The organism is Streptococcus sp. HMSC061E03, from assembly GCF_001813505.1.
Classification (GTDB): domain Bacteria; phylum Bacillota; class Bacilli; order Lactobacillales; family Streptococcaceae; genus Streptococcus.
This window is the reverse complement of the sequence record NZ_KV812784.1, coordinates 13,293-32,740: the sequence shown is the minus strand read 5'-3', so window position 1 is coordinate 32,740 and position 19,448 is coordinate 13,293. Positions and strand designations below refer to the sequence as shown.

Annotated in this window: 19 protein-coding genes and 1 pseudogene; 10 read left to right on the top strand and 10 right to left on the bottom strand. The window is 44.8% G+C overall.

The features are described from left to right. Window positions 1-155: 155 nt before the first annotated feature. Complete coding sequence (locus tag HMPREF2917_RS00480; protein ID WP_070588678.1) at window positions 156-2,870, top strand: DEAD/DEAH box helicase family protein; 2,715 nt, start codon at window positions 156-158, stop codon at window positions 2,868-2,870. A 55-nt stretch (window positions 2,871-2,925) separates the two neighbouring features. On the opposite strand, the gene HMPREF2917_RS00475 is transcribed toward HMPREF2917_RS00480, so the two are convergent. After that, on the bottom strand, window positions 2,926-3,963 hold the full coding sequence (locus HMPREF2917_RS00475; protein WP_070588677.1) for a zinc-binding dehydrogenase: 1,038 nt from the start codon (window positions 3,961-3,963) through the stop codon (window positions 2,926-2,928). Window positions 3,964-4,041: 78 nt separating this feature from the next. After that, complete coding sequence (locus HMPREF2917_RS00470; RefSeq protein ID WP_070588675.1) at window positions 4,042-4,947, bottom strand: cation diffusion facilitator family transporter; 906 nt, start codon at window positions 4,945-4,947, stop codon at window positions 4,042-4,044. Between the two features lie 132 nt (window positions 4,948-5,079). Here HMPREF2917_RS00470 and HMPREF2917_RS00465 point away from each other — a divergent pair, with 132 nt between their 5' ends. The 3 genes and pseudogenes from HMPREF2917_RS00465 to HMPREF2917_RS00455 all read left to right on the top strand — a co-directional run bounded on the left by HMPREF2917_RS00465 (window position 5,080) and on the right by HMPREF2917_RS00455 (window position 6,471). After that, entirely contained in the window at window positions 5,080-5,619 is a 540-nt protein-coding gene (locus HMPREF2917_RS00465) for a TetR/AcrR family transcriptional regulator (RefSeq protein ID WP_024054600.1), read from the top strand. Between the two features lie 15 nt (window positions 5,620-5,634). Further along, window positions 5,635-6,104: pseudogene (locus HMPREF2917_RS00460) on the top strand (HXXEE domain-containing protein). 34 nt (window positions 6,105-6,138) lie between these two features. Beyond that, complete coding sequence (locus HMPREF2917_RS00455) at window positions 6,139-6,471, top strand: glucuronide permease (RefSeq protein WP_070588674.1); 333 nt, start codon at window positions 6,139-6,141, stop codon at window positions 6,469-6,471. Window positions 6,472-6,519: 48 nt separating this feature from the next. On the opposite strand, the gene HMPREF2917_RS00450 is transcribed toward HMPREF2917_RS00455, so the two are convergent. Further along, entirely contained in the window at window positions 6,520-7,458 is a 939-nt protein-coding gene (locus HMPREF2917_RS00450; protein WP_070588672.1) for an AEC family transporter, read from the bottom strand. Window positions 7,459-7,682: 224 nt separating this feature from the next. Between HMPREF2917_RS00450 and HMPREF2917_RS11040 the strand changes: the two genes are divergently transcribed. After that, window positions 7,683-7,844 carry a hypothetical protein gene (locus HMPREF2917_RS11040; protein WP_176745940.1) on the top strand — a complete coding sequence of 54 codons (162 nt, stop codon included), beginning with the start codon at window positions 7,683-7,685 and terminating at the stop codon, window positions 7,842-7,844. A gap of 224 nt (window positions 7,845-8,068) precedes the next feature. Here HMPREF2917_RS11040 and HMPREF2917_RS00445 read toward each other — a convergent pair whose 3' ends face one another. The 5 genes from HMPREF2917_RS00445 to HMPREF2917_RS00425 all read right to left on the bottom strand — a co-directional run bounded on the left by HMPREF2917_RS00445 (window position 8,069) and on the right by HMPREF2917_RS00425 (window position 12,442). Further along, window positions 8,069-8,869, bottom strand: a complete 801-nt coding sequence (locus tag HMPREF2917_RS00445; protein WP_070588671.1) for an energy-coupling factor ABC transporter ATP-binding protein — start codon at window positions 8,867-8,869, stop codon at window positions 8,069-8,071. Next, the gene (locus HMPREF2917_RS00440; RefSeq protein WP_070588670.1) at window positions 8,856-9,692 is read right to left on the bottom strand and encodes an ABC transporter ATP-binding protein; all 837 of its coding nucleotides are present in this window, start codon (window positions 9,690-9,692) and stop codon (window positions 8,856-8,858) included. Before HMPREF2917_RS00440 ends, HMPREF2917_RS00445 begins: the two co-directional genes overlap by 14 nt. Then, the gene (locus HMPREF2917_RS00435; protein ID WP_176745950.1) at window positions 9,668-10,459 is read right to left on the bottom strand and encodes an energy-coupling factor transporter transmembrane component T; all 792 of its coding nucleotides are present in this window, start codon (window positions 10,457-10,459) and stop codon (window positions 9,668-9,670) included. Before HMPREF2917_RS00435 ends, HMPREF2917_RS00440 begins: the two co-directional genes overlap by 25 nt. Next, on the bottom strand, window positions 10,459-11,061 hold the full coding sequence (locus tag HMPREF2917_RS00430) for an ECF transporter S component (RefSeq protein ID WP_070588666.1): 603 nt from the start codon (window positions 11,059-11,061) through the stop codon (window positions 10,459-10,461). The genes HMPREF2917_RS00435 and HMPREF2917_RS00430 overlap by 1 nt, the downstream gene beginning before the upstream one ends. Window positions 11,062-11,449: 388 nt before the next feature. Next, a complete protein-coding gene (locus HMPREF2917_RS00425) occupies window positions 11,450-12,442 on the bottom strand; it encodes an acyltransferase family protein (protein ID WP_070588665.1) in 993 nt (330 codons plus the stop codon). A gap of 151 nt (window positions 12,443-12,593) precedes the next feature. Here HMPREF2917_RS00425 and pabB point away from each other — a divergent pair, with 151 nt between their 5' ends. The 4 genes from pabB (at window position 12,594) to HMPREF2917_RS00405 (ending at window position 17,038) form a co-directional block, all read left to right on the top strand. Beyond that, complete coding sequence (gene pabB / locus HMPREF2917_RS00420) at window positions 12,594-14,321, top strand: aminodeoxychorismate synthase component I (protein ID WP_070588663.1); 1,728 nt, start codon at window positions 12,594-12,596, stop codon at window positions 14,319-14,321. Next, entirely contained in the window at window positions 14,321-14,935 is a 615-nt protein-coding gene (locus tag HMPREF2917_RS00415) for an alpha/beta fold hydrolase (protein WP_003008726.1), read from the top strand. Before pabB ends, HMPREF2917_RS00415 begins: the two co-directional genes overlap by 1 nt. 387 nt (window positions 14,936-15,322) lie before the next feature. Next, window positions 15,323-16,231 (top strand): ABC transporter ATP-binding protein, encoded by a 909-nt coding sequence (locus HMPREF2917_RS00410; protein WP_049497968.1) that lies wholly within the window; start codon window positions 15,323-15,325, stop codon window positions 16,229-16,231. Window positions 16,232-16,285: 54 nt separating this feature from the next. Beyond that, a complete protein-coding gene (locus HMPREF2917_RS00405; RefSeq protein WP_070588662.1) occupies window positions 16,286-17,038 on the top strand; it encodes an ABC transporter permease in 753 nt (250 codons plus the stop codon). Window positions 17,039-17,058: 20 nt separating this feature from the next. Here HMPREF2917_RS00405 and HMPREF2917_RS00400 read toward each other — a convergent pair whose 3' ends face one another. Together HMPREF2917_RS00400 and HMPREF2917_RS00395 are read right to left on the bottom strand one after the other, a co-directional pair. Next, window positions 17,059-17,946 carry a sensor histidine kinase gene (locus HMPREF2917_RS00400; RefSeq protein ID WP_070588660.1) on the bottom strand — a complete coding sequence of 296 codons (888 nt, stop codon included), beginning with the start codon at window positions 17,944-17,946 and terminating at the stop codon, window positions 17,059-17,061. Next, window positions 17,946-18,635: a response regulator transcription factor gene (locus HMPREF2917_RS00395; RefSeq protein WP_070588658.1), complete on the bottom strand. Its 690-nt coding sequence runs from the start codon at window positions 18,633-18,635 to the stop codon at window positions 17,946-17,948. The genes HMPREF2917_RS00400 and HMPREF2917_RS00395 overlap by 1 nt, the downstream gene beginning before the upstream one ends. A 203-nt stretch (window positions 18,636-18,838) precedes the next feature. On the opposite strand from HMPREF2917_RS00395, the gene HMPREF2917_RS00390 reads away from it, so the two are divergent. Beyond that, window positions 18,839-19,372: a hypothetical protein gene (locus HMPREF2917_RS00390; RefSeq protein ID WP_070588656.1), complete on the top strand. Its 534-nt coding sequence runs from the start codon at window positions 18,839-18,841 to the stop codon at window positions 19,370-19,372. The last annotated feature ends 76 nt before the right edge of the window (window positions 19,373-19,448 follow it).

Here is a 19,448-nt window from a genome sequence, read left to right as displayed (position 1 = left end):
GAGAGGCTAGGACTTTTGTCCCAGCCTCCTTTTTAGCTCTGTACGAATGATTCCTGTTTGCCATTTTCATCAGGAATGTTAGATTCTTCAACTTCTACCAAAAGATTCTTGTCCTCCACTATGATATAATGGGGACAGTACAAGGGAGGAAACCAATGTTACAAGAACTAGCCTTTACAGGTCAATGGAGACACTATCAAAAACGCGTTCTCGATAAGAGTGACGCTTTTATGGCGGATGGCAGCCTGCATTTGGTAGCAGCTCCTGGCTCTGGAAAAACAACCCTGGGAATCGAATTTATCAGACGCTTAGGTCAGCCAACCCTGATCTTGGCTCCAACGGTCACCATTCGTCAACAATGGGTGGATCGGATTATCCAGGCATTCTTGAGTGATGAAAGTCAAGCGGAACAACTGATTTCACAAGACTTAAAACATCCTAAGCTGATTACAGTAGCTACCTATCAGGCCCTACACAGCGCCATGAACCAAGTCGTCGGTCAATCGCAAGCTGAGGATACCGATGACCAGGCAGAGATTGAAACATTTGATTTCAAAGGCTTTGATATCTTCACTACTTTCAAAGCCATCTCACTCGGAACCCTTTGTTTAGATGAGTGTCACCACTTACGCAATGAATGGTGGAAGAGTTTGGAAGCCTTTCGTCAAGCCTTCCCTGACTTAAAGATGATCTCCCTTACCGCCACCCCTCCCTATGAAGGGGATCCTGCCCTTTGGGATCGCTATATCCGCATGTGTGGTGAGATTGATGAGGAAATTACGGTTCCCGAATTGGTCAAGGAAGACACCCTTTGTCCTCACCAAGACTATGTCTACTTTGCCTTTCCAACCAAGGAAGAGCAAGAGCAGTTGGATGCTTTTAGCCAACAAAAGAATGCTCTCTTGCAACAACTGACTTCCGATCCCCTCTTTTGCCAACACCTCCAAACCTGCCAGGCCTTATCGGGTCAGATCAGCGATGATGAATTGCTCAATGAGCCCCAGTATCTTTCTGCTACCCTGATCTTTCTTCGAAGCAAGGGAATTGCCTTTCCCCAACGTTTCCAAGACCTTTTAGGAGCCAAGAAATTACCTGCTTTCACCCTGGACTGGCTTGAAATTCTCCTGCAAGGCCTGCTCTTTCAGGTGCCTCACTGGTACAATCTACCTGAGGAATACGAGAAGCAAGTTCTCCATGAACTAAAAGCAGCCAGCTTGATCGATCGAAAACAAGTCAAACTGGTCCGCAACAAAAAACAAGACCTTCTGCTCAACCAATCCCTCGGAAAACTCAATGCGGTTCGAGAAATTTTCAAGGCGGAATACCAGGCGCTTGGAAGTCAACTGCGCCAACTGGTCCTAACAGACTATATCCGCCAAGATTTTGAAGTTCATCTCGGGGATAAAGATGCCCAATTCACTCAATTGGGAGTTCTCTCCTATTTTGAATCTATTCGCAGAGAAAGCATAGAGCTAACTACTCCTCCTGCCATTGCTGTCTTGACCGGTAGCATCGTCATCATCCCGACGGTCGCTAAGCCAAGACTAGAAGAGCTACTTGGAGGGAATCGACTGACTTACCAAAGTGTCGGCCAATTATCTCCTGATGACTTTCTCAAGGTTCGCTTAGTTGGCTCTCAACATGATTTGGTGACAGCCGTGACCCAGCTCTTTCAAGAAGGGCTCATCCAGGTTGTCATTGGAACCAAGTCTCTTCTAGGGGAAGGCTGGGATGCTCCTTGCGTCAACTCCCTGATCCTAGCGAGCTTTGTCGGTAGCTTTATGCTCAGCAACCAAATGCGAGGTCGTGCCATCAGAGTGTGGCCCGAAGATCCAGACAAGACCAGTAATATCTGGCACCTGGTCTCCATTAATCTTTCCCTAAAGAAATGGTATGAAAAGTCCGATCTTGAAAAAGAAGAGATCGAAGCCCTCACTGATCAGCTGAAAGAATATAGTCCTGATCTGGAGCTCTTAGAAAGACGGATGAAGCAATTTTTAGGTCTCCATTACAAGGAGCCCTTCATCGAATCCGGTATCGAACGCCTAGCCTTTGACAATATCCGCTATACCAAAAAACAGTTGCAAAAACTCAATGAAGAAACCTTAGAGCGCTCCACCCATCGTCAAGAACTCCGAGACGGCTGGAAAAAAGCCCTGCCTATTCTGGAGAATATGGAGATTGCAAACGAGGTCCAAGTGGATAAACACTTCCTGCCCCTGGCCCTATTTTTTGACGCCAGGAAGCTAGCTCGTTGGCTAACGGCCGCCACTTTGACCGATGCTTTCGCCAACTTTATTTACTATTCATATAGAGGAGGATGGAATAAAGGGTCTCTTATTCTTCTATTCTTCCTAGCTGTTCTCGCACTCCTTGCCTGGCTCCGCTACTATCTTTATAAGAGCCCTTATAAACGGCTAGAAGTCTTTGGTCAGGCTATCCACCAAGCTCTGCTCCTCTTTGGGCATATTCAGACTCAAGAGACCCGTATCCAAGTCGTACGAGACAGAAAGGATGCCATCAACACGCTAATCTATATGAAAGGCGGAACCATGCGGGAGAAGGAACTCTTCTCGCAAACCATGATCGAGTTTTTCGCTCCAATTGAAAATCAGCGCTATATCCTGAAAGCACAGGAAAAAGTGTCCGATCAGACAGAATATTTCGCAGTACCAAGCCTCTTTGACAAACGGAAAGAGGATGCCCAAGCCTTTGTGGAACAAATCCGAAAGAGTCTGGGCAAGTATGACCTCATCTATACCCGAAGTGCCGAAGGCCGTGCTGTTCTCCTAGATGCGCGCATCAAGGCCTTAGCTAACAAACAAGAGCGCACCTTCACCAAGAAACAAGTGATGTCGGATTTGAAATAAGATTTTATTTCACTACAAAAAATTCTAGTAGACAGCCTCTACTAGAATTTTTTTGTTAGTCAAGTACAATCATAGCCTTAATAGTCTTACGTTCATCCATGTCCTTATAAGCTTGGTCGATATCTTCCAGTTTATAGCTTGAGGTAAAGACACGACCCGGATTGATATCACCATCAAGGACCGCTTTTAACAAAACTTGTTTGTCATAAGTAGTAACTGAGGCTGCTCCACCTGCCACTGAGATATTTTGAGCAAAGGTCGAACCAAGGGCACGGTTATTGTAATGAGGAACGCCCACAAATCCCATGCGCCCTCCATTATGGAGGACTCCGAGAGCTTGCTCAACAGCTGCTTCTGTACCGACACATTCGAGAGCTGCATCTGCTCCGCCTCCAAGGATTTCACGGACCTTGGCAATCCCTTCTTCACCACGCTCAGCCACAACAGCTGTCGCACCTGACTCCAAGGCCATTTGTTGACGGTCTTGGTGGCGACTCATAAGGACGATTTGCGATGCACCACGCATCTTAGCTGCAATGACAGCACATTGGCCAACAGCACCGTCACCAATAACGACAACCTTGTCACCTTTTTGCACATTAGCTACACGCGCTGCATGGTAGCCCGTCGGCATGACATCAGCCAGCGTCAAGAAGGATTTGAGCATAGCTTCTGTATAATCAGATGGTTGACCTGGAATCTTGACAAGGGCCCAATTAGCAAAGTGGAAACGGATGTACTCTGCTTGCACCCCGTCAGACCAGTTGGTCCCGATATGGCGGTCACAAGTCCCATCATAACCAGCACGACAGGCATCACACTCCCCACAACCATGGGTGAAAGGTGCGATGACAAAGTCTCCTGGTTTGACCGTTGTAATAGCTTCTCCGATTTCTTCGACAATCCCAATGGCTTCGTGGCCACTATTTTGATGCCCTGCTTCAATATCTGGATTACGGTAGCTCCAGAGATCGGATCCACAGACACATGTGCGGACGATGCGGAGAATAACATCATCCGGCGCTTCGATTTGCGGACGTTCAACTTCTACTAGACCCACTTGCCCAGCTTTTGTATAAACTGTTTTCTTCATAGGAACAACCTACTTTCTATTGCTTACTTACCTACAGTATACACTTTTTCTTAGGCTTCTGCTCGTACCAACTCGTCATTAATGATGGTGATGATCATGCCCATGACCTTGATCCACTTCCAGCTCTTCGATATTTCTCTTGTGGGCTCGGTGAGTCGCCAGGTCTTCATCTACCTCGATGGTGACGTTTTGAAAGCCACAGTCTTTGAGCAAGTCTCGGATAGACTCTTTACAGACCTCCATGTGGTTGACATGCTCTAGACAAACATGGACAATAGCATTCTTTTCTAAGCCATCCATGGTCCAGAGGTTTAGCTGATTGATACTAGCCACATGCTCCAACTGCTCCAAATCACTCTTGACTTGCTGGATATCTACTCCTTCTGGCACGGCATCCAAGAAAATCTTGAGCGTGCTCCAAAAACGTGGAATGGCTTTGGACAGAATAAAGATGGAAATGGCAAGAGATAAGAGCGGATCCAGAATATACCAGTCGGTAAATCGTAGAACAATGGCCATTAGGATAACAGCCACCCAACCCAAGGTATCTTCCAGAAAATGCAGGCTGAGAATGGATTCGTTCTTGGTTTGTCCTTTGCGAATGACGAGACTCGCTAGCACATTGATGCTGACGGCTATGATTCCTAGCCAAAGGATGCCCTCATCGTTGACAGGTTGTGGATGAAAGATTTTCGTTATATTTTCCAAAATAACCAGAACGGACCCTGTCATGAGAATCACTGCCGTTACCATGGCCCCTAAAAGGCTAAAGCGCTTGTAGCCCAAGGTATAGCGGCTGTCTTCTTCGCGATTGGAGATACTTTCCAAAAAGGCAGAGATCCCAATAGCGATCGCATCCCCCAAGTCATGGACCGAATCCGCAAGGACCGCACTGGATCCAAAAATCCCTCCTGCAATAAACTCAACAATGGCATAACTCAAATTCAAGAAAAAAGCGATCCAGACCGCATGTTTTGTCTTCATAATCCTATTTCCTTTGTTATAATAGATTCATGAACATCATGTTCATTATCATTATCTAACATTCACAACAGAAAGGATAGGGGCAAACCGTTTAGGGTGTACGTTACTGAACAGTTTGTTCGAAGTGTCCATATGACAGCACAGGATCGTCGCATCACCAAAACTCGAAAAGCTATCTATCAGGCTTTCTTACACTTACTCAACCAAAAAGACTACGAAGCCATCACGGTTCAGGAAATCATAGACCTTGCTGATGTGGGGCGCTCGACCTTTTACAGCCATTACGAGAGTAAGGAATTATTGCTAGATGAACTCTGTCAAAAGCTCTTTCACCATCTCTTTGAGCGTGCTGAACACCTCTCACCACAAGACTATCTAGCTCATATCTTTCAGCATTTCAAGAAAAATCAAGATCATGTGACCAGTCTCTTGCTCTCTAAAAACGATTATTTCATCCGGCAACTGCGAAAAGAGCTGGAACATGACGTCTACCCAATGGTAGCCGACGAACTCATCCAATCGTACCCTAACATTCCCCACTCCTATCTCAAACACCTGGTCGTCAGCCATTTCATCGAAACCCTCAGCTGGTGGTTGAAAAAAGGCAAGTCCTACACCGAACAAGAAGTGATCCAATTTTATTTGGAGATTCTAAAAGTAGGCTCGAACTAGAAGGGAGTATTTTCAATGACCAGCGTGCAATTTTACTTTCTATTTCCATCACTCTTCATGCTTCACGAACTCGAAGAAATCGTTTGGATGCCATCCTTTGTCAAAAAAATATCAATCCAGTATCCAAACAATCGAATCCTAACTTATTACACTCCTTTTGCTTTCAACTTTATTGTCTTGGAACAATTTCTGATCCTAATGACGTCGCTATATCTTAGTTACCAGTTTAATAACTATAGCATTTAGCAAGCATCATAATCGCTTATATCTACCATGTATTCGGACATCTGATTCAAACAATCGTTATACGAAAATATGTGCCTGGATTGTTGACGGGCATTTTAACGAGTTTGTTTGCTCTTTGCAATCTCAAAAATGAATTTCCAATTAAACTTTATGGTTACTCTCTTTTTACCTTATTGGTTATTATTTTAAATCTTGTAGTATCATTTATGATTCTTCATAAAATCAGTCATAAAAAATAGCACTCAGGCAATCATATCTTAGAAAGGAAACCCTATGTTCTTCCACATTCTTCTCGGCTTTTTTACAGCCTTCTTTGCCCTTGCTTTTGCTCTTCTTCACTTATTGGCTTCTCTTTCTGAAGTTAAAAAAGGGAATCACACTCTAGGAAATACATTTCTCCTCATCGGAAGTAGCCTTGCGACCTTATCTCTCATCCTCTACTTCTTTTTACCGATTGTCGCTCTAGTCCTTTGGCTGATCGGCTGTGGTTTGATTTGCTACGGGGCCTATTGGAATGGGAAACACAAAGGAAACTTCCATCCAGCCCACCATCTGATTCGGACGGGCATCGCTCTGGTCCTCACCATCTTGTTAGCCTTGTTATAAGAAAAGCTCAAGTTTTTTTAAAACTTGAGCTTTTGTAGTTTCTATTTGTTAAGCCATCAACAGCATAAGAATAGGGATCACCACCATGGTTGCAAGGGTCGTCTCTGTCACCATGACGGCTGCATAATCACTATCAGCTCCGTAGAGTCTGGCAACAACCGGCGCATTGGTCATCACAGGCATGGCGGACTGGATGATAAAGACTTGCTTCATCAAGCTTGGAAGAGGCAACCAGTAGACGATGGTCGCCATCAAGAGAGGGGCAACCAGGAAGCGACCTAGTAGAATCAATAGCTGATCTTTTCCCAGAACCAACTGCTTCACACCTACATGAGACACTGACAAACCGATGAATATCATGGATAAAGGGGTTGTTAAATTACCCAGATACTGCAAATCACTGGCTAGAAAGGCTGGCAACTTGATCTGCAGCATCACCAAGACTAGTCCCAAGAGAAAGCCCATGAGTGGCGGAGAAAAGACTTTTTTCAGACTCGTTTTGAGATCAAACCGAGCTTCTCCCTCACCATCCCGCTGGATGAGATAGGTCCCCAAGGTCCAGAAAAAGGTCGTATTACACATGTAATAGATCAAAACATAGGGAATGCTGTCATCCCCAAAGAGGGCCTGGTTGATGGGAAGACCCACAAAAATCGTATTGGAATTAAAAAACATGGAAATAAAGAGGCCACGGCGGTCCTGTCTCACTGCAAAAATTCTAGCTACTGCTGTCGCGATGCCAAGCAAAATAACCATAGACAGGGCAGGAAAACGCAAGGCTGGCAACATTTTAAGTAGATCTGCTGCTGTGAAGCGTTGCGTAATGGTGTAGAGCATATAGCAGGGAAGAGCAACTTGAGTGACCAATTTAGCGAGTAGGCCACGTGACTTGTCGTCAAACCAACCTTTTTCACCAATGACAAAGCCCACTAAAATCATGCCCAGGATGACCAGGATCCCTGATATGCTCTTCAAAAAGATGTCCATATTCTCCCCTTTTCTTTTTTAAATTTGAACTAAAAAAAAACATTTTTTACAAGTCTCAAAAACTACTCTAGTATATCATAAAAAGAGGTGGGGCAACATGCCCAACCTCATGCATTTTATTAATTGTCACTAATACCCCTTCTTAGCAGCTTTCGTCCATTGGTACCAACCAACCAGACTGTTGATAAGGTAAATCAAGAAAAACCAATAAAATGGTGGGGACTATGGAGAAAATAGATGATTCAGTTAAAAAGAAAGTTCCAGAATTGCGATTTAAAGGATTCACGGATGAATGGGAACAGCGTAAGTTGGGAGACGAAGTTCGAATAGTGATGGGACAGTCTCCTAATTCAGAAAATTATACTGATGATCCTAATGGGCGCTAAAAATGCGAAGACCTTTGAAGACCTATTTTGTATTAGTCAAACAAAAGATCCAAAAGAAATGGTATATGATTATGACCATGAAACAAAGTAAAACCAAACCGAGTGATCTGAGGAAGCACCCGATGATCATGAAACGTTATTAAACACAAAAGTCACCCATGTGAGTTCTTGCCAGAAGCTGAAGTTAATCCTTCAACCTGGAAAACCCGCAGAGGTGACTTTTTCTATACATCTCGATTTTTCTGGTAATAATCATTAACCGATAAATATGTCTGTGAATCACCCAGCGACTCCGCTATGTCCATAATCCGCGGTGGTAGTAATCCCACTCGCTGGACAAGTTCGTGATCGCTGAACAATTCCCGTGGACTGCCGGCGAAGCCAAACTTCCCGTGTTCCATAACATACACCGACTCAAACTCGGCGGCGACCCAATCCATGTCATGGGTGATGGTCACAACTTGGTGGCCCGAATCAGCCAACTGATGGAAAATTGTGGTCAACTTGCGCCGGCTTTCCCAATCAAGCGACATCATCGGCTCATCAAATAAATAAATCGCCGGATCCACTGCCAAAACTGTGGCAACGCTTAACAGCTTGCGTTCCGACAATGACAGGTCATACGGACTTTCAGCTGTTTTATCATCCAAGCCAACTCTTTTTAGAGCCGCTAAAGCCCGCCTCGTAATCGTGTCGCGGTCATCCATGACCTGCGCGACACTCCACTCCACCTCTCGTTGAACGGTCGGGTTGAAAAGCTGATCGTCAGGATTCTGAAAAGTAATCCCAACCTTCAGTAACTTTTCGACTGGTTTAAGATCATTAAAATTTTCTCCATCGATCTTAATCACACCGGTTTGTGGTGTCAGCAAACCCGTCAACAATTTGAAGAGCGTTGATTTGCCGGCACCATTTTGGCCGACAATCGCCACCATCGGATCGGCGAAGTGTTTGTCTTCAACATCCAAGCTAAAGGACCGTTCCGGATAAGCGAACGTCAGGTGGTTCAGTTCAATTGTGGGCATAAAAAACCTCCTTCAGTTCAGCGTCATTCACCGGATACCGGCCATCAGCCAAGTGCCAATCCATTTTTTGAGCAAGTTGCTGGATTGTCGGGGCTGGAATCTGCCAGTCAGCTGCCAAATGATTAAACACCTCACCCGGCCTGCCCTGGGCTACCATTTGACCCTCGTGCAGCACCCACACAACGTCGGCGACTTCACACAAATCGTCAATTTCACTGGTGACAATGAAGACAGTCGTCTCTTTGACTTGGGCCAGCCATTGGAAAAATTGTCGGCGGCCAAGGGGATCCATCTGACTGGTCGGATCATCCATAATCAAAACAGCCGGGTTAGCCACAATCGCCGTGGCAATTGCCAACCGCTGGCTCTGACCACCGGAAAGGCTCTCGGGACGCAAATTCAGCTGTTCAATCAGCCCCATTTGCGTCGCAACTTCTTCAACCCGTTTTTGAATCAGTCCTTCAGCCATTCCCTGATTAATCAAGTCAAAGGCGATTTCATCGGCAACCGTGTCTGCCAACCCGCTTAGTTGGCCAGCTGGATTTTGCAGTACAACTCCATTCATGGCATTATAAACGGGCCAATTGTCGGACACTCGCTGGCCAAACATGTGCCAGTCGCCCTCAATCTCAGCAGACACCATTTTGGGAATGACCCCTGCCAGCACACGGCACAAAGTCGATTTGCCGGAGTGGCTATTCCCGATAATCCCAACCACCTGGCCGGTATGAACCTCCGCGTTAATCTGACGCAGTTGTGGTTGCTCAGTACCCGGATAACGGGTGGTCAAATTTTCAATTACAATCCGTTTATCTTCGTCCATATCTTCCACCCAATCAATAAAATTGCCAATCCAGTCAGACCAATGTGCAGCGTCCGCGACAGGCGATACACGCGCTGGGAGGTTCTGACAGTCCGGTTGGGATTATCAAAACCTCTCAGTTGGAGAGAAATCGACCGCGCCATCGATTGATCCAAGGTCTTAATCACCAATGGAATTAGAACCGGCAGGACTGACTTTAATTTCTGAATCAACGTTTTTTGCGGATTGGTTCCGCGAACTTTTTGTGCCTGCTGGATTTTCCGCATATTGCGCATCATTTCCGGCAAAATATAACACACCGACATCAGAACGTAGACGGTTTTATAAGACAATCCGGACAGTTCCAAATAGGCCGCGTTTTCTGAAATACTCGTGGTCACCATAAAAAAGCCACTGGTCAAAATAATCACCAATACTCGACAACCCAGAGTGGTGGCGTAAATCAGGCCTTCTTTGTAGAACGACACCCCAAGCACAGAAAACAGCACAGTTTGATTCCAACTGTAAAATAACCCTTGGATGATCAGCATGGTGCAAATCAGAAACAGGCTGAATCCCAGCGCCTTAAAGATGGTAGAACTCAATTTGGAAAATAACAATAGCAGTGTTGCGACAAAAATTAATCCGGCCTGAAGCAATAAATTCATACTGGCAAAGCTCAACAACGTCATGTCCAAGATGAACAAGAGCTTAGTAATCGGATCGATCACCTGGTACCACTTGAGCTTGACCCGTGGCGCTCCAGAAATCAATGTTTGATCAGTCATCATTTATCACCGCTAAAGAAGTGCACCAACCGCTTCGGTAGCTGACGATAGATGAAGAATGCCAGGTAGGCCACGCAGACTTTATCCAAAATATCCAAGACAAACTCATCGGTAAATGAGGCCAGCCACACTGGTGCATGATTGGCGACCATTACCGCAAACAATGAGTCACCCCAAGCGATACCGGTCTGACCACCCCAAAAGATGACGTTGAGTGGCGTTGAAATGACAGCTGAAACGATGGCAATAATAATAGCAGAAACAAATACTCGTCGCGCTGACGAGAACCACCCATTGGCGTGCAAAACTCCGACAGCAATCCCAATTCCGATGCTGGTAATCGCATACACGGTTGAAATTGGCGATAAGGTCAGCCCATAGATCACGTTGTTGATGAAACCACTGATGGCACCGGCAACCGGCCCAGCCAACATGCTGGCAAGAAAGGTTCCCAAAGACCCCAGCCAAACGGGCAACTTTAACCCCTCCGCCAAGGCTTTAGCAACATAGTTAATCCCCACGGCAGCGGGAATCAAAGTCATGGTGGCAGCACTTAACTTAAATTTCCACATACTGGTACGATGAATCGGTTCTGTTTTCATAATCTTCTCCTTTTGTTTTTAAAGAGCCGTGTCTGTTTAGACTTTCGGACGCAACGCTCTATAGATTTTTATGGTTGAACTGCCTTCATTCTAGCAGAATCCCCTTAGTCGACATCAGGAACTCTATTGAAAATGGTTGTTCAACAGTTCACAACTAATCATACGCCGATTTCATCAGAAGTCAAGAATTCCCTGAAGTTTTCTTGAAAACGTTCGGGAATTGAAAAAAGCTACACAAAGCTAGAGGGTATTGCCCTTCAGACAAATGTGAACATTCTCTATAAACACTCCACAAAGAAATGCGGTACTACTCCTAAAAACGACCGCAAACAAATGGACATCAAAAAAGGATTGCCCCTACAAGTCATAAAAAAGACTTCACCTTATCCTAGATTGGTGAAGTCTTTTGTTTTTCCCTTCTCTCTCGTACCCACAGCATAGCTAGTCCAAAAAGGTGACTACCAAACAAGGCAGTCACAAAAATCAGCTTGCCCCTGTCTGGATAAGAGAGAGGGAGGCTGCTAAAGCCATAGCGAGCCCACTCGATAAAGATCGGATGCGAAAAGTAAAGAGCTATACTCATTTGCTTTAAATACTGTAAATTATAGCTTTTCAAAAAGGACGATCGCAGGCAGGCATTGACAAAATAAACGGTCACAAAAGGAAGAAGAAAGAAAAAGTTCTTATCAATTCCTTGGTGTTGAAAAATAATGATCCCTTCTAGACAGAGCAATCCAAAGGCAAGAGCTAGCTTTTGCCAACGGTGAATTCTAAAAGTTTGTGCATGAAAATGGTCATACAGATAATAACCCATATAAATAAAAATGGGCGTGTAAAAGAGACCATTTCGCGCTGTAAAAAATAAATTGCTGTAGAGCTGGTAACCTTTGAGAAGACTTGTGGTGTCCAGATAAGCCGAATAGGTCTCGATCAAGCCCCAGCAGTAAAGAAGAAAGGTGATCACCCCCGTCCAAACCATACCTAGGTGTTTGACCAATTGATTGACCAAAAACAAACCCAGCAAAAAGGCTGGGATATACCAGAGTTGGTAGCACATCCCCAGATAGATCAGTGCGATGAGAACACCTGCTGGAAAAAGATAGATAGGAAGATGGAGACTAGAGAAAAAGAGCCAGGCATAAGGAAGGTAAACAAAACTCCAAAACAAATAGGTTTTTACGATTTTGGCCAGATAGGTCTTCATTTTCTTAGAATTCCCTAGTGATTGCTTGAGGAAAAAGCTGGCACAGACGATAAAAAATGGCACTGCTAGCCGGCCAAGCATACTCTTGAGACCAAAATGCAGTGGCTCATAAGAGGTCAAGCGACCACTATGCACCAAAATCACTGCAATCGCAAAGAGGTATTGAAAAAAGCTAATACTAGAGGTGTTATAGAGGGGATTCTTTTACATAGTCCTACTCCTTGCCCAAAGCAGTTTCTATGGTTATTTTAGCATGAAAGGGAAGGCCAAGCAAGGAATCTTACATCCTTATCTACCTTTTTTCCTCTATTTTTGATATACTCAAAGCATGCATAAACAAACCATTATTGATTTTAAAGAGCTTGGATTGCGACACCTTTTCACCAAGCCCATAAAGGAATTAAAAACTAGAAACCTCGACCAGGTAGAGGCTCTTCTTAGAGAAGTCGAAGCATACCAGGAGCAAGGCTTTTATGCGGTTGGCTATGTCAGCTATGAGGCTGCTCCTGCTTTTGAGAAGAAGTTTGCTGTCCATCCAGCACCTCTTATGGGAGAGTATCTCCTCTATTTTACTATCCACGAGGAGGTCGAAACCCTTCCTTTCCCAGAGCACTATGAAGCTGTGGATCTTCCAGCCAATTGGAAGGAAGAGGTAGAGGCACCTGCTTATCAAGAAGCCATCGAGACCATCCATCACCATATCCGCCAGGGAGATACCTACCAGGTCAACTACACCGTCCAGCTTTCTCAAGAGCTAAAGTCTGACCCTTTGGCTATCTACAACCGCTTAGTGGTTGAGCAAAAGGCCCATTACAATGCCTTCATCCAGCACGATGATGTCTCCATCCTCTCCATCAGTCCTGAGCTCTTTTTTGAGCAAGACGACCGACTACTGACCACGCGCCCTATGAAGGGAACGACGGGCCGTGGTCTCACTAACCAAGCAGATCTTCAAGAAGCTGCTTGGCTAGAAGCCGATCCAAAAAATCGAGCAGAAAACATGATGATCGTGGATCTCCTCCGCAATGACATGAACCGGATTTCGGAGATTGGAAGTGAGCAGGTGACCCGTCTTTGCCAAGTCGAGCAATACTCCACCGTTTGGCAGATGACCTCGACTATTGAAAGTCGCTTGCGAGCTGAGGTCGACCTGGTCCAAACCTTCCGAGCTCTCTTTCCTTGTGGCTCGATTACAGGAGCACCGAAGATCTCCACTATGGAAATCATCCACAAGACAGAGAAGGCTCCTCGAGGTGTCTACTGTGGTACGATCGGCATCCTTCTTCCAAAAGGGAAACGGATTTTTAATGTAGCCATCCGGACCCTTCAAATGCAAGGAAATCAAGCCATCTATGGCGTAGGAGGAGGCATAACTTGGGACAGTAAGTGGGAAAGTGAATACCAGGAAACCAAGCAAAAATCGGCTGTTCTTTACCGGCAAGAGCCTCGCTTTGAGCTCCTAACGACTGGCCACATCCACCAAGGAGAGTTGACTTTCCTGGAGCAACACCTAACCCGTTTGAGAGAGGCTAGTCGCTACTTTGCCTATCCTTATGATGAGCAAAAACTCCTGAAAGAACTTCAAGAAGAGCTTGCTCATTTGGAGTCCAACCTTGACTATCGTTGTCGGATTGCCTTGCAAAAAAACGGTACCTTCCACCTAGTAATCACGGAGCTGACAGACTTGCCCGCTAGCTATCTACAGGCCCAACTGACCGAGCAAAAGCTTGATTTAGCGACGCCATTTACTTATTTCAAAACGAGTCAGAGAGACCATCTCAGCCAGTCAGATCACGAGCAAATTTTCCATCTGCCAGATGGAACCTTACTAGAGACGACGATTGGCAATCTGGTGCTGGAGATAGAGGGACAACTCTATACCCCACCAGCTCACCTCCCCTTACTCGATGGCATTTATCGGCGCCATCTTCTTGAGACCCAGCAGGTGGAAGAAAAACTCTTAACTCTGAACGATTTAACAGACGCTGATCGTATTTATGCCTGCAATGCTCTTCGTGGTCTCTACGAGCTCAATTTTCAAAGAAAGGATTCCTGATGAAACTTATTTTTTTACATGGACTAGGGCAGGATGTCCTCTCTTGGCAAGGAGTCCAATTTGCACTTTCACCCTTGCACTCCAAAACTTTTGATATTTTCTCCCATCCAAAAGAAAGCTATCAGGAAGTCAAAGAAAGGTTGATGGAGCGCCTCCAGCAAGAAAGCGAACCCTTTATTCTGGTAGGACTCTCACTAGGTGGCGTGCTCGCTCTTGATCTCTCCAGACAAGACTTCCCGCAACTCAAGGGCTTGGTCCTTGCAGGAACACAATACAAACTCAACACCAATCCCCTCTATCGGCTCCAGATTCTCCTTTTTCGTCTACTTCCCAAGCATGTCTTTGAAAAACAAGATGCCAATAAACAACAGATGCTTCAAATCTTGACGGAATTAAAAGGGCTCAATTTAACCGATACCGTTAAAGTTTGCCCTCTTCCTAGCTTGGTGATTTGTGGTAGCAAAGATTGGGCCAATCAATCTTCTTCTAAAAAATTGGCCAAGCTCCTGCCAAAAGGCCGCTATCAAGAAATCGCAGACGGAGGCCATCTACTCAATACCGAGAAACCCTATGAACTCGCGCAAGCCATCAAGGAGTTTGTCGCTGGTTTTTAAAATGAAGAGAGAGTGGGACAGAAATCGGTCATTCGTTAGAATTCGATTTCGTCGTTCCACCTCCGCACAGTTGAGTAGGCCTGTATAAGCTGATGAAATCAGCGTATTAGAGCCCACTCAACCACTGCGTCTTGCTCGACAATCTAGAAACAATTGAGAGGCTAGCACTTTTGTCCCAGACTCTTAAAAAAACACAAAGTCATCCTAGAAACTCACCTAAGGAAAACCTCTAAGAAAACTTATTCTTAAAGTCACGACTAACTTTTTAAAAGTTAGTCGTTTTTTTTTTTAGAAATATTTGAGAATTGCTTGATAGTTATTTTAAAAGCAAGCTGTATACTAAGAGTGTAAAGAAAACAACAAGTCATTTGGACGAAGGAGAAAACCATGGAAAAAGTATTAGAAATTTCCCATTTGAGTAAAAAATTTGGTCATCAATATGCCTTAAATGATGTGAATCTCACCATTCGCAAAGGCGACGTCTACGGCCTGATCGGTAAAAATGGCGCAGGGAAAACCACCCTCATCAAGGTCATCACCCAGCTAATTCAAGAAACTGACGGAAGCGTCTCTCTCTTTTCTTCTACAAATCGTTCCCAGTGGACCCAAGCCCTGAAACGGGTTGGTTCCGTCATTGAGAGTCCCGTGGCCCACAAGCATATGACCGCCTATCAAAATCTGGTCTACTATTGCAAGGCTCGCCATATCCCCAATCCCGACCAGGTCATCAAAGAAACCCTGAACTATGTTGGCCTGAATAATACGGGTAAGAAGAAATTCCGTGACTTTTCACTAGGAATGAAACAACGGTTGGGAATTGCGATTGCGCTCATTGCCAAGCCCGACTTCCTCATTTTGGATGAACCCATCAATGGTCTCGATCCTGTCGGAATCAAGGAATTCCGTCAGATGATCAAGCGCCTCAACGATGAACTCGGCATGACCATCCTCATTTCCAGTCACATCCTGTCCGAACTTTATCTGGTTGCCAATCGTTTTGGTATTGTCGACCAAGGACGCCTGATTAAAGAAATTAGCAAGGCTGAATTCGAAGAACAAGGAGAAGATTACATCATCCTCAAGACTAGCCAGCTAGCCCTTGCGAGTCAACTGATCCAGGATCAACTCCATCACCGTATCAAAGTCATCGATAAGGATGGAGAAATCCATATCTTCGGCCAGACTCACGATATTAAAGTCATTGTCAAAGCCCTCGTTCAAGCAGATATTGACGTGGATGAAATCTACTATGCCCGCCAAGATCTGGAAAAATTCTTTACGGACTTGGTAGACTAGTCAAACCACCGTCTTGTTTTACTTATCCCACATATTTCATTTAGGAGATTTATCATGTTGCATACCATTCAAGCAGATTTTTACAGACTTTTTCGCTCTAAAGGTTTTTGGATTACAGAAGCCATTCTCGTTCTCAACATCCTGTCTGGAGTCATCTTTGGAGCTACCGGCCACGTCGGCGTCAATACGGAATCCAAATTACCCCAAGCAACCGAAGTTTGGACGGGCTTTAAATCCTTGACCAACTACTCTTCCAGCATCAGTGTGACTATCCTCTTTACCATTATTGTCATCACCTTGGTTCTAGGAACAGACTTAACGCAAAACTTATACAAGAATAATCTGGCCTATGGGGTTTCGCGCACTAGCTACTACTTTGCCAAAAGCGCCGTTGTCCTGACCATTGCCCTCTTCCAATTTCTTGTTTCTTATGGTCTCGTCTTCTTGATTGCGACCCTCTACAATGGACTTGGCACCATGCCAAAGCACTTCCTTGCTCATTTTGGACTGACCGTGCTGATTCAGTTCCTTGCCACCCTGGCTTGGGTCAGTATCATTTCCTTCCTTCTTTATGCTAGCCAATCCATCACCCTAGCCTTCGTTGGCTACTTCATTGGAAATATCCTCTTAAGTCTACCTGCGCTTTTCTTTAAAGATATTGATATTCTCCACTATCTAAACTTGGAGTTTCAATATTCCATGGTCCAAAGTACGACAGCAACGAACAACACTCTCTCGATTGCCCTTGGATTCATCCTTGTTTTCGGATTCTTGGGACTCGCTACTTTTAAACACAAAGATTTATAACAAAAATGCTTGAGCGGTGCTCAAGCATTTTTTCTTAGTGTAATGGTCAAAACAAACCAGTCTGCTTCCGTCGCCAGTTGCAAGTCGCCGCCTAAGATCTCTACAAAATTTTGAATAATGTAGAGACCCAAGCCAGAAGACTCTTCTGTATCCGACAGATTTTCAGAATAGAATCGACTAGCCAGTTGGTCTAAATGTTGGATCGGTTGTTGCACAATATTGCGCAGCTCTACCCGAATCGTGTCCGCGTCCGACATCAAGGTCAAACGCGCCTGCTCCTTTCCATGTTTGAGGACATTGCTGAGCATATTTTGCAAGAGGCGCTCCCAAAGCTCAGGATCGGTCGCATAATGAAGATGCTCTTCTAGCTCCACCTCTAAGGCAATCCCCGCTTCGGACAAGCTGTCATAATACTGGAACAACTGCTGGGTCAGGACTTGGCTGAGATTAACGTCTGTAAGCCGAGGCTGAATAGCTCCCTCCATCAAGCGTCTGTATTCCAAGAGAGATTCCAAGCGTTTTGAGACGACTTGAAGATTGGAAGCAATTTTCTTCAGCTTTTCCTCTTCCTGCGTCCCACCTTTGATGATTTGTTGGGTATAGCCCGACGCAATGGTCAAAGGCGTCCGGATATCGTGAGCAATATTACTGATGGCCATATCCAAGGTCTTCTTTTCTTGAAAGGCAATCCGATTGGTCCGCTCAATCTGATCAAAGAGATCACTGACCTGCTTGGTCAAGGCGACCAATTCTTTTTTTGAGACCTGAGAGGTCAGCCGTACCCCACTTCCGCTTTGGAGCTTCTTTTGAATCTGCTCCTGCAAATCCTTTAAGGCAGAAAGCAAGCGAGCATAGCCCAAACCCAAGAAAAGGACAAGGACGACAAGAATTAGAACTAAAACCCACATTACTTGTCTCCTTTCAAGCGAACACCCAAACCCCAGACCGTTTCAATATAGTCCTCATCTGGATCAAGCTGGGCAATTTTCTTTCGGAGATTGCTCAGTTGGGCATTGAGGGTATTGTCACCAGGCAGATAGACTTCTTCCCAGACCGCCTCATACAATTCTTCCTTGGTAAAAATCTTCTTTGGATGCGCCAGCAAGGTCTCAAAAATTTGAAATTCTTTTTTGCCCAAGCGAAGCGTCTGTTCGCTGGACTCCAGTTCAAAGGTTTCTGGATTTAAGACCAAATTCTTAAAGGATAGCTTTTGCGACGCTTGAGCTTCCTGTGCTGGAGAGACGTGATTTCTCAACTGCACCGTCACCCGAGCCGCCACTTCGTCCAGATTAAAGGGCTTGACAATATAATCATTGGCACCTGCAAGGAGATACTGGCTAATGAGGTGTTTATCTCCCAGAGCGGTCATCATGATAACCGGTGTCTGACTCTGCAAACGGATCTCCTCCAGGACCTGGTCCCCATTTTTCCCTGGAAGCATGATATCCAGAAGAACCAAATCAACGGCTTCTTGCTGGAAGAGCCGCAGCCCTTCTGTACCTGAAAAGGCTTGAAGCACCTCATGGTATTCACTTAAGAGACTATACAAAATTTCTTGGATATCATTATTATCCTCGATTAATAAAACCCGTGCCACTTGCCTCACTCCTTTTTTCTTTTCTTGCGAAATCAGTTCTATTCCCCTAGCCTATCAAATAAAAGGACCTTCGTCAATGAAAATCTGATAAAATTCTATTGTCCCCAGGTAGATCTGCATGTTAGGTCATCACAAGATGAACTTGACGATCCTTTCTTTCAAAGGGTATAATAGGACCAATGACACAATAGGGAGACTCATCTATGAAAAATAATGCTAAAACTAAAATCAGTCTTGTATCCATCCTTGTCATCCTGGGCGTTGCTGCAAGAATGATGCGAGTCATCCACCGCCAGCAAATCAGGGAGCAAAACAGACAAACCATTCAAACGACTAAAAAGGTTGCAGAGTTTCAGAAAACACTAGACGAGGAAGAAACGAAGAAACGCAACGAAACCTTCAACAAGATTTATAATGAATCCCTTGTTCGGAATAAGTTTGAGAATTGGCAAAAAGTCGATGAACTTCATGGTTTGGGACAAAGAACTGGGCAATTTTATATCTATAACTTTGAAAAAAAAGAAGAAATTCTCTTAGAGAATACTGATCAAGCATTTGTTCTACCTATTCGAGACAAGAGTGATAACGTCACTTTTCAGGCTATCTTTGCCCACAAGGACGGTCAGTGGCACATCATGAAACCAGACGGAAGTTCTCAGTTGCAACTAGGAGAAGCCAGCATTTCCGCTGAATCTAAGTTTGTCATCGAGAACAATGTCTTAGACTACGACCAGTAAATAAGGACTTGGCTTAGCTACATACAAAAAGCTTAGGACCCCAACTTGTGGTTGGAATTCTAAGCTTTTTCGTTTA

Bases quoted from the DNA above. Each gene is read 5' to 3' on its own strand.
- HMPREF2917_RS00390 (WP_070588656.1), top strand. From the start codon at position 18,839: ATGAAAAATAATGCTAAAACTAAAATCAGTCTTGTATCCATCCTTGTC.
- HMPREF2917_RS00440 (WP_070588670.1), bottom strand. From the start codon at position 9,692: ATGGACGAAGATAAACGGATTGTAATTGAAAATTTGACCACCCGTTAT.
- HMPREF2917_RS00410 (WP_049497968.1), top strand. From the start codon at position 15,323: ATGGAAAAAGTATTAGAAATTTCCCATTTGAGTAAAAAATTTGGTCAT.
- HMPREF2917_RS00470 (WP_070588675.1), bottom strand. From the start codon at position 4,947: ATGAAGACAAAACATGCGGTCTGGATCGCTTTTTTCTTGAATTTGAGT.
- HMPREF2917_RS00405 (WP_070588662.1), top strand. From the start codon at position 16,286: ATGTTGCATACCATTCAAGCAGATTTTTACAGACTTTTTCGCTCTAAA.
- HMPREF2917_RS00465 (WP_024054600.1), top strand. From the start codon at position 5,080: ATGACAGCACAGGATCGTCGCATCACCAAAACTCGAAAAGCTATCTAT.
- HMPREF2917_RS00455 (WP_070588674.1), top strand. From the start codon at position 6,139: ATGTTCTTCCACATTCTTCTCGGCTTTTTTACAGCCTTCTTTGCCCTT.
- HMPREF2917_RS00450 (WP_070588672.1), bottom strand. From the start codon at position 7,458: ATGGACATCTTTTTGAAGAGCATATCAGGGATCCTGGTCATCCTGGGC.
- HMPREF2917_RS00445 (WP_070588671.1), bottom strand. From the start codon at position 8,869: ATGCCCACAATTGAACTGAACCACCTGACGTTCGCTTATCCGGAACGG.
- HMPREF2917_RS00475 (WP_070588677.1), bottom strand. From the start codon at position 3,963: ATGAAGAAAACAGTTTATACAAAAGCTGGGCAAGTGGGTCTAGTAGAA.
- HMPREF2917_RS00430 (WP_070588666.1), bottom strand. From the start codon at position 11,061: ATGAAAACAGAACCGATTCATCGTACCAGTATGTGGAAATTTAAGTTA.
- HMPREF2917_RS11040 (WP_176745940.1), top strand. From the start codon at position 7,683: ATGGAGAAAATAGATGATTCAGTTAAAAAGAAAGTTCCAGAATTGCGA.
- HMPREF2917_RS00480 (WP_070588678.1), top strand. From the start codon at position 156: ATGTTACAAGAACTAGCCTTTACAGGTCAATGGAGACACTATCAAAAA.
- HMPREF2917_RS00435 (WP_176745950.1), bottom strand. From the start codon at position 10,459: ATGACTGATCAAACATTGATTTCTGGAGCGCCACGGGTCAAGCTCAAG.
- HMPREF2917_RS00400 (WP_070588660.1), bottom strand. From the start codon at position 17,946: ATGTGGGTTTTAGTTCTAATTCTTGTCGTCCTTGTCCTTTTCTTGGGT.
- HMPREF2917_RS00415 (WP_003008726.1), top strand. From the start codon at position 14,321: ATGAAACTTATTTTTTTACATGGACTAGGGCAGGATGTCCTCTCTTGG.
- pabB (WP_070588663.1), top strand. From the start codon at position 12,594: ATGCATAAACAAACCATTATTGATTTTAAAGAGCTTGGATTGCGACAC.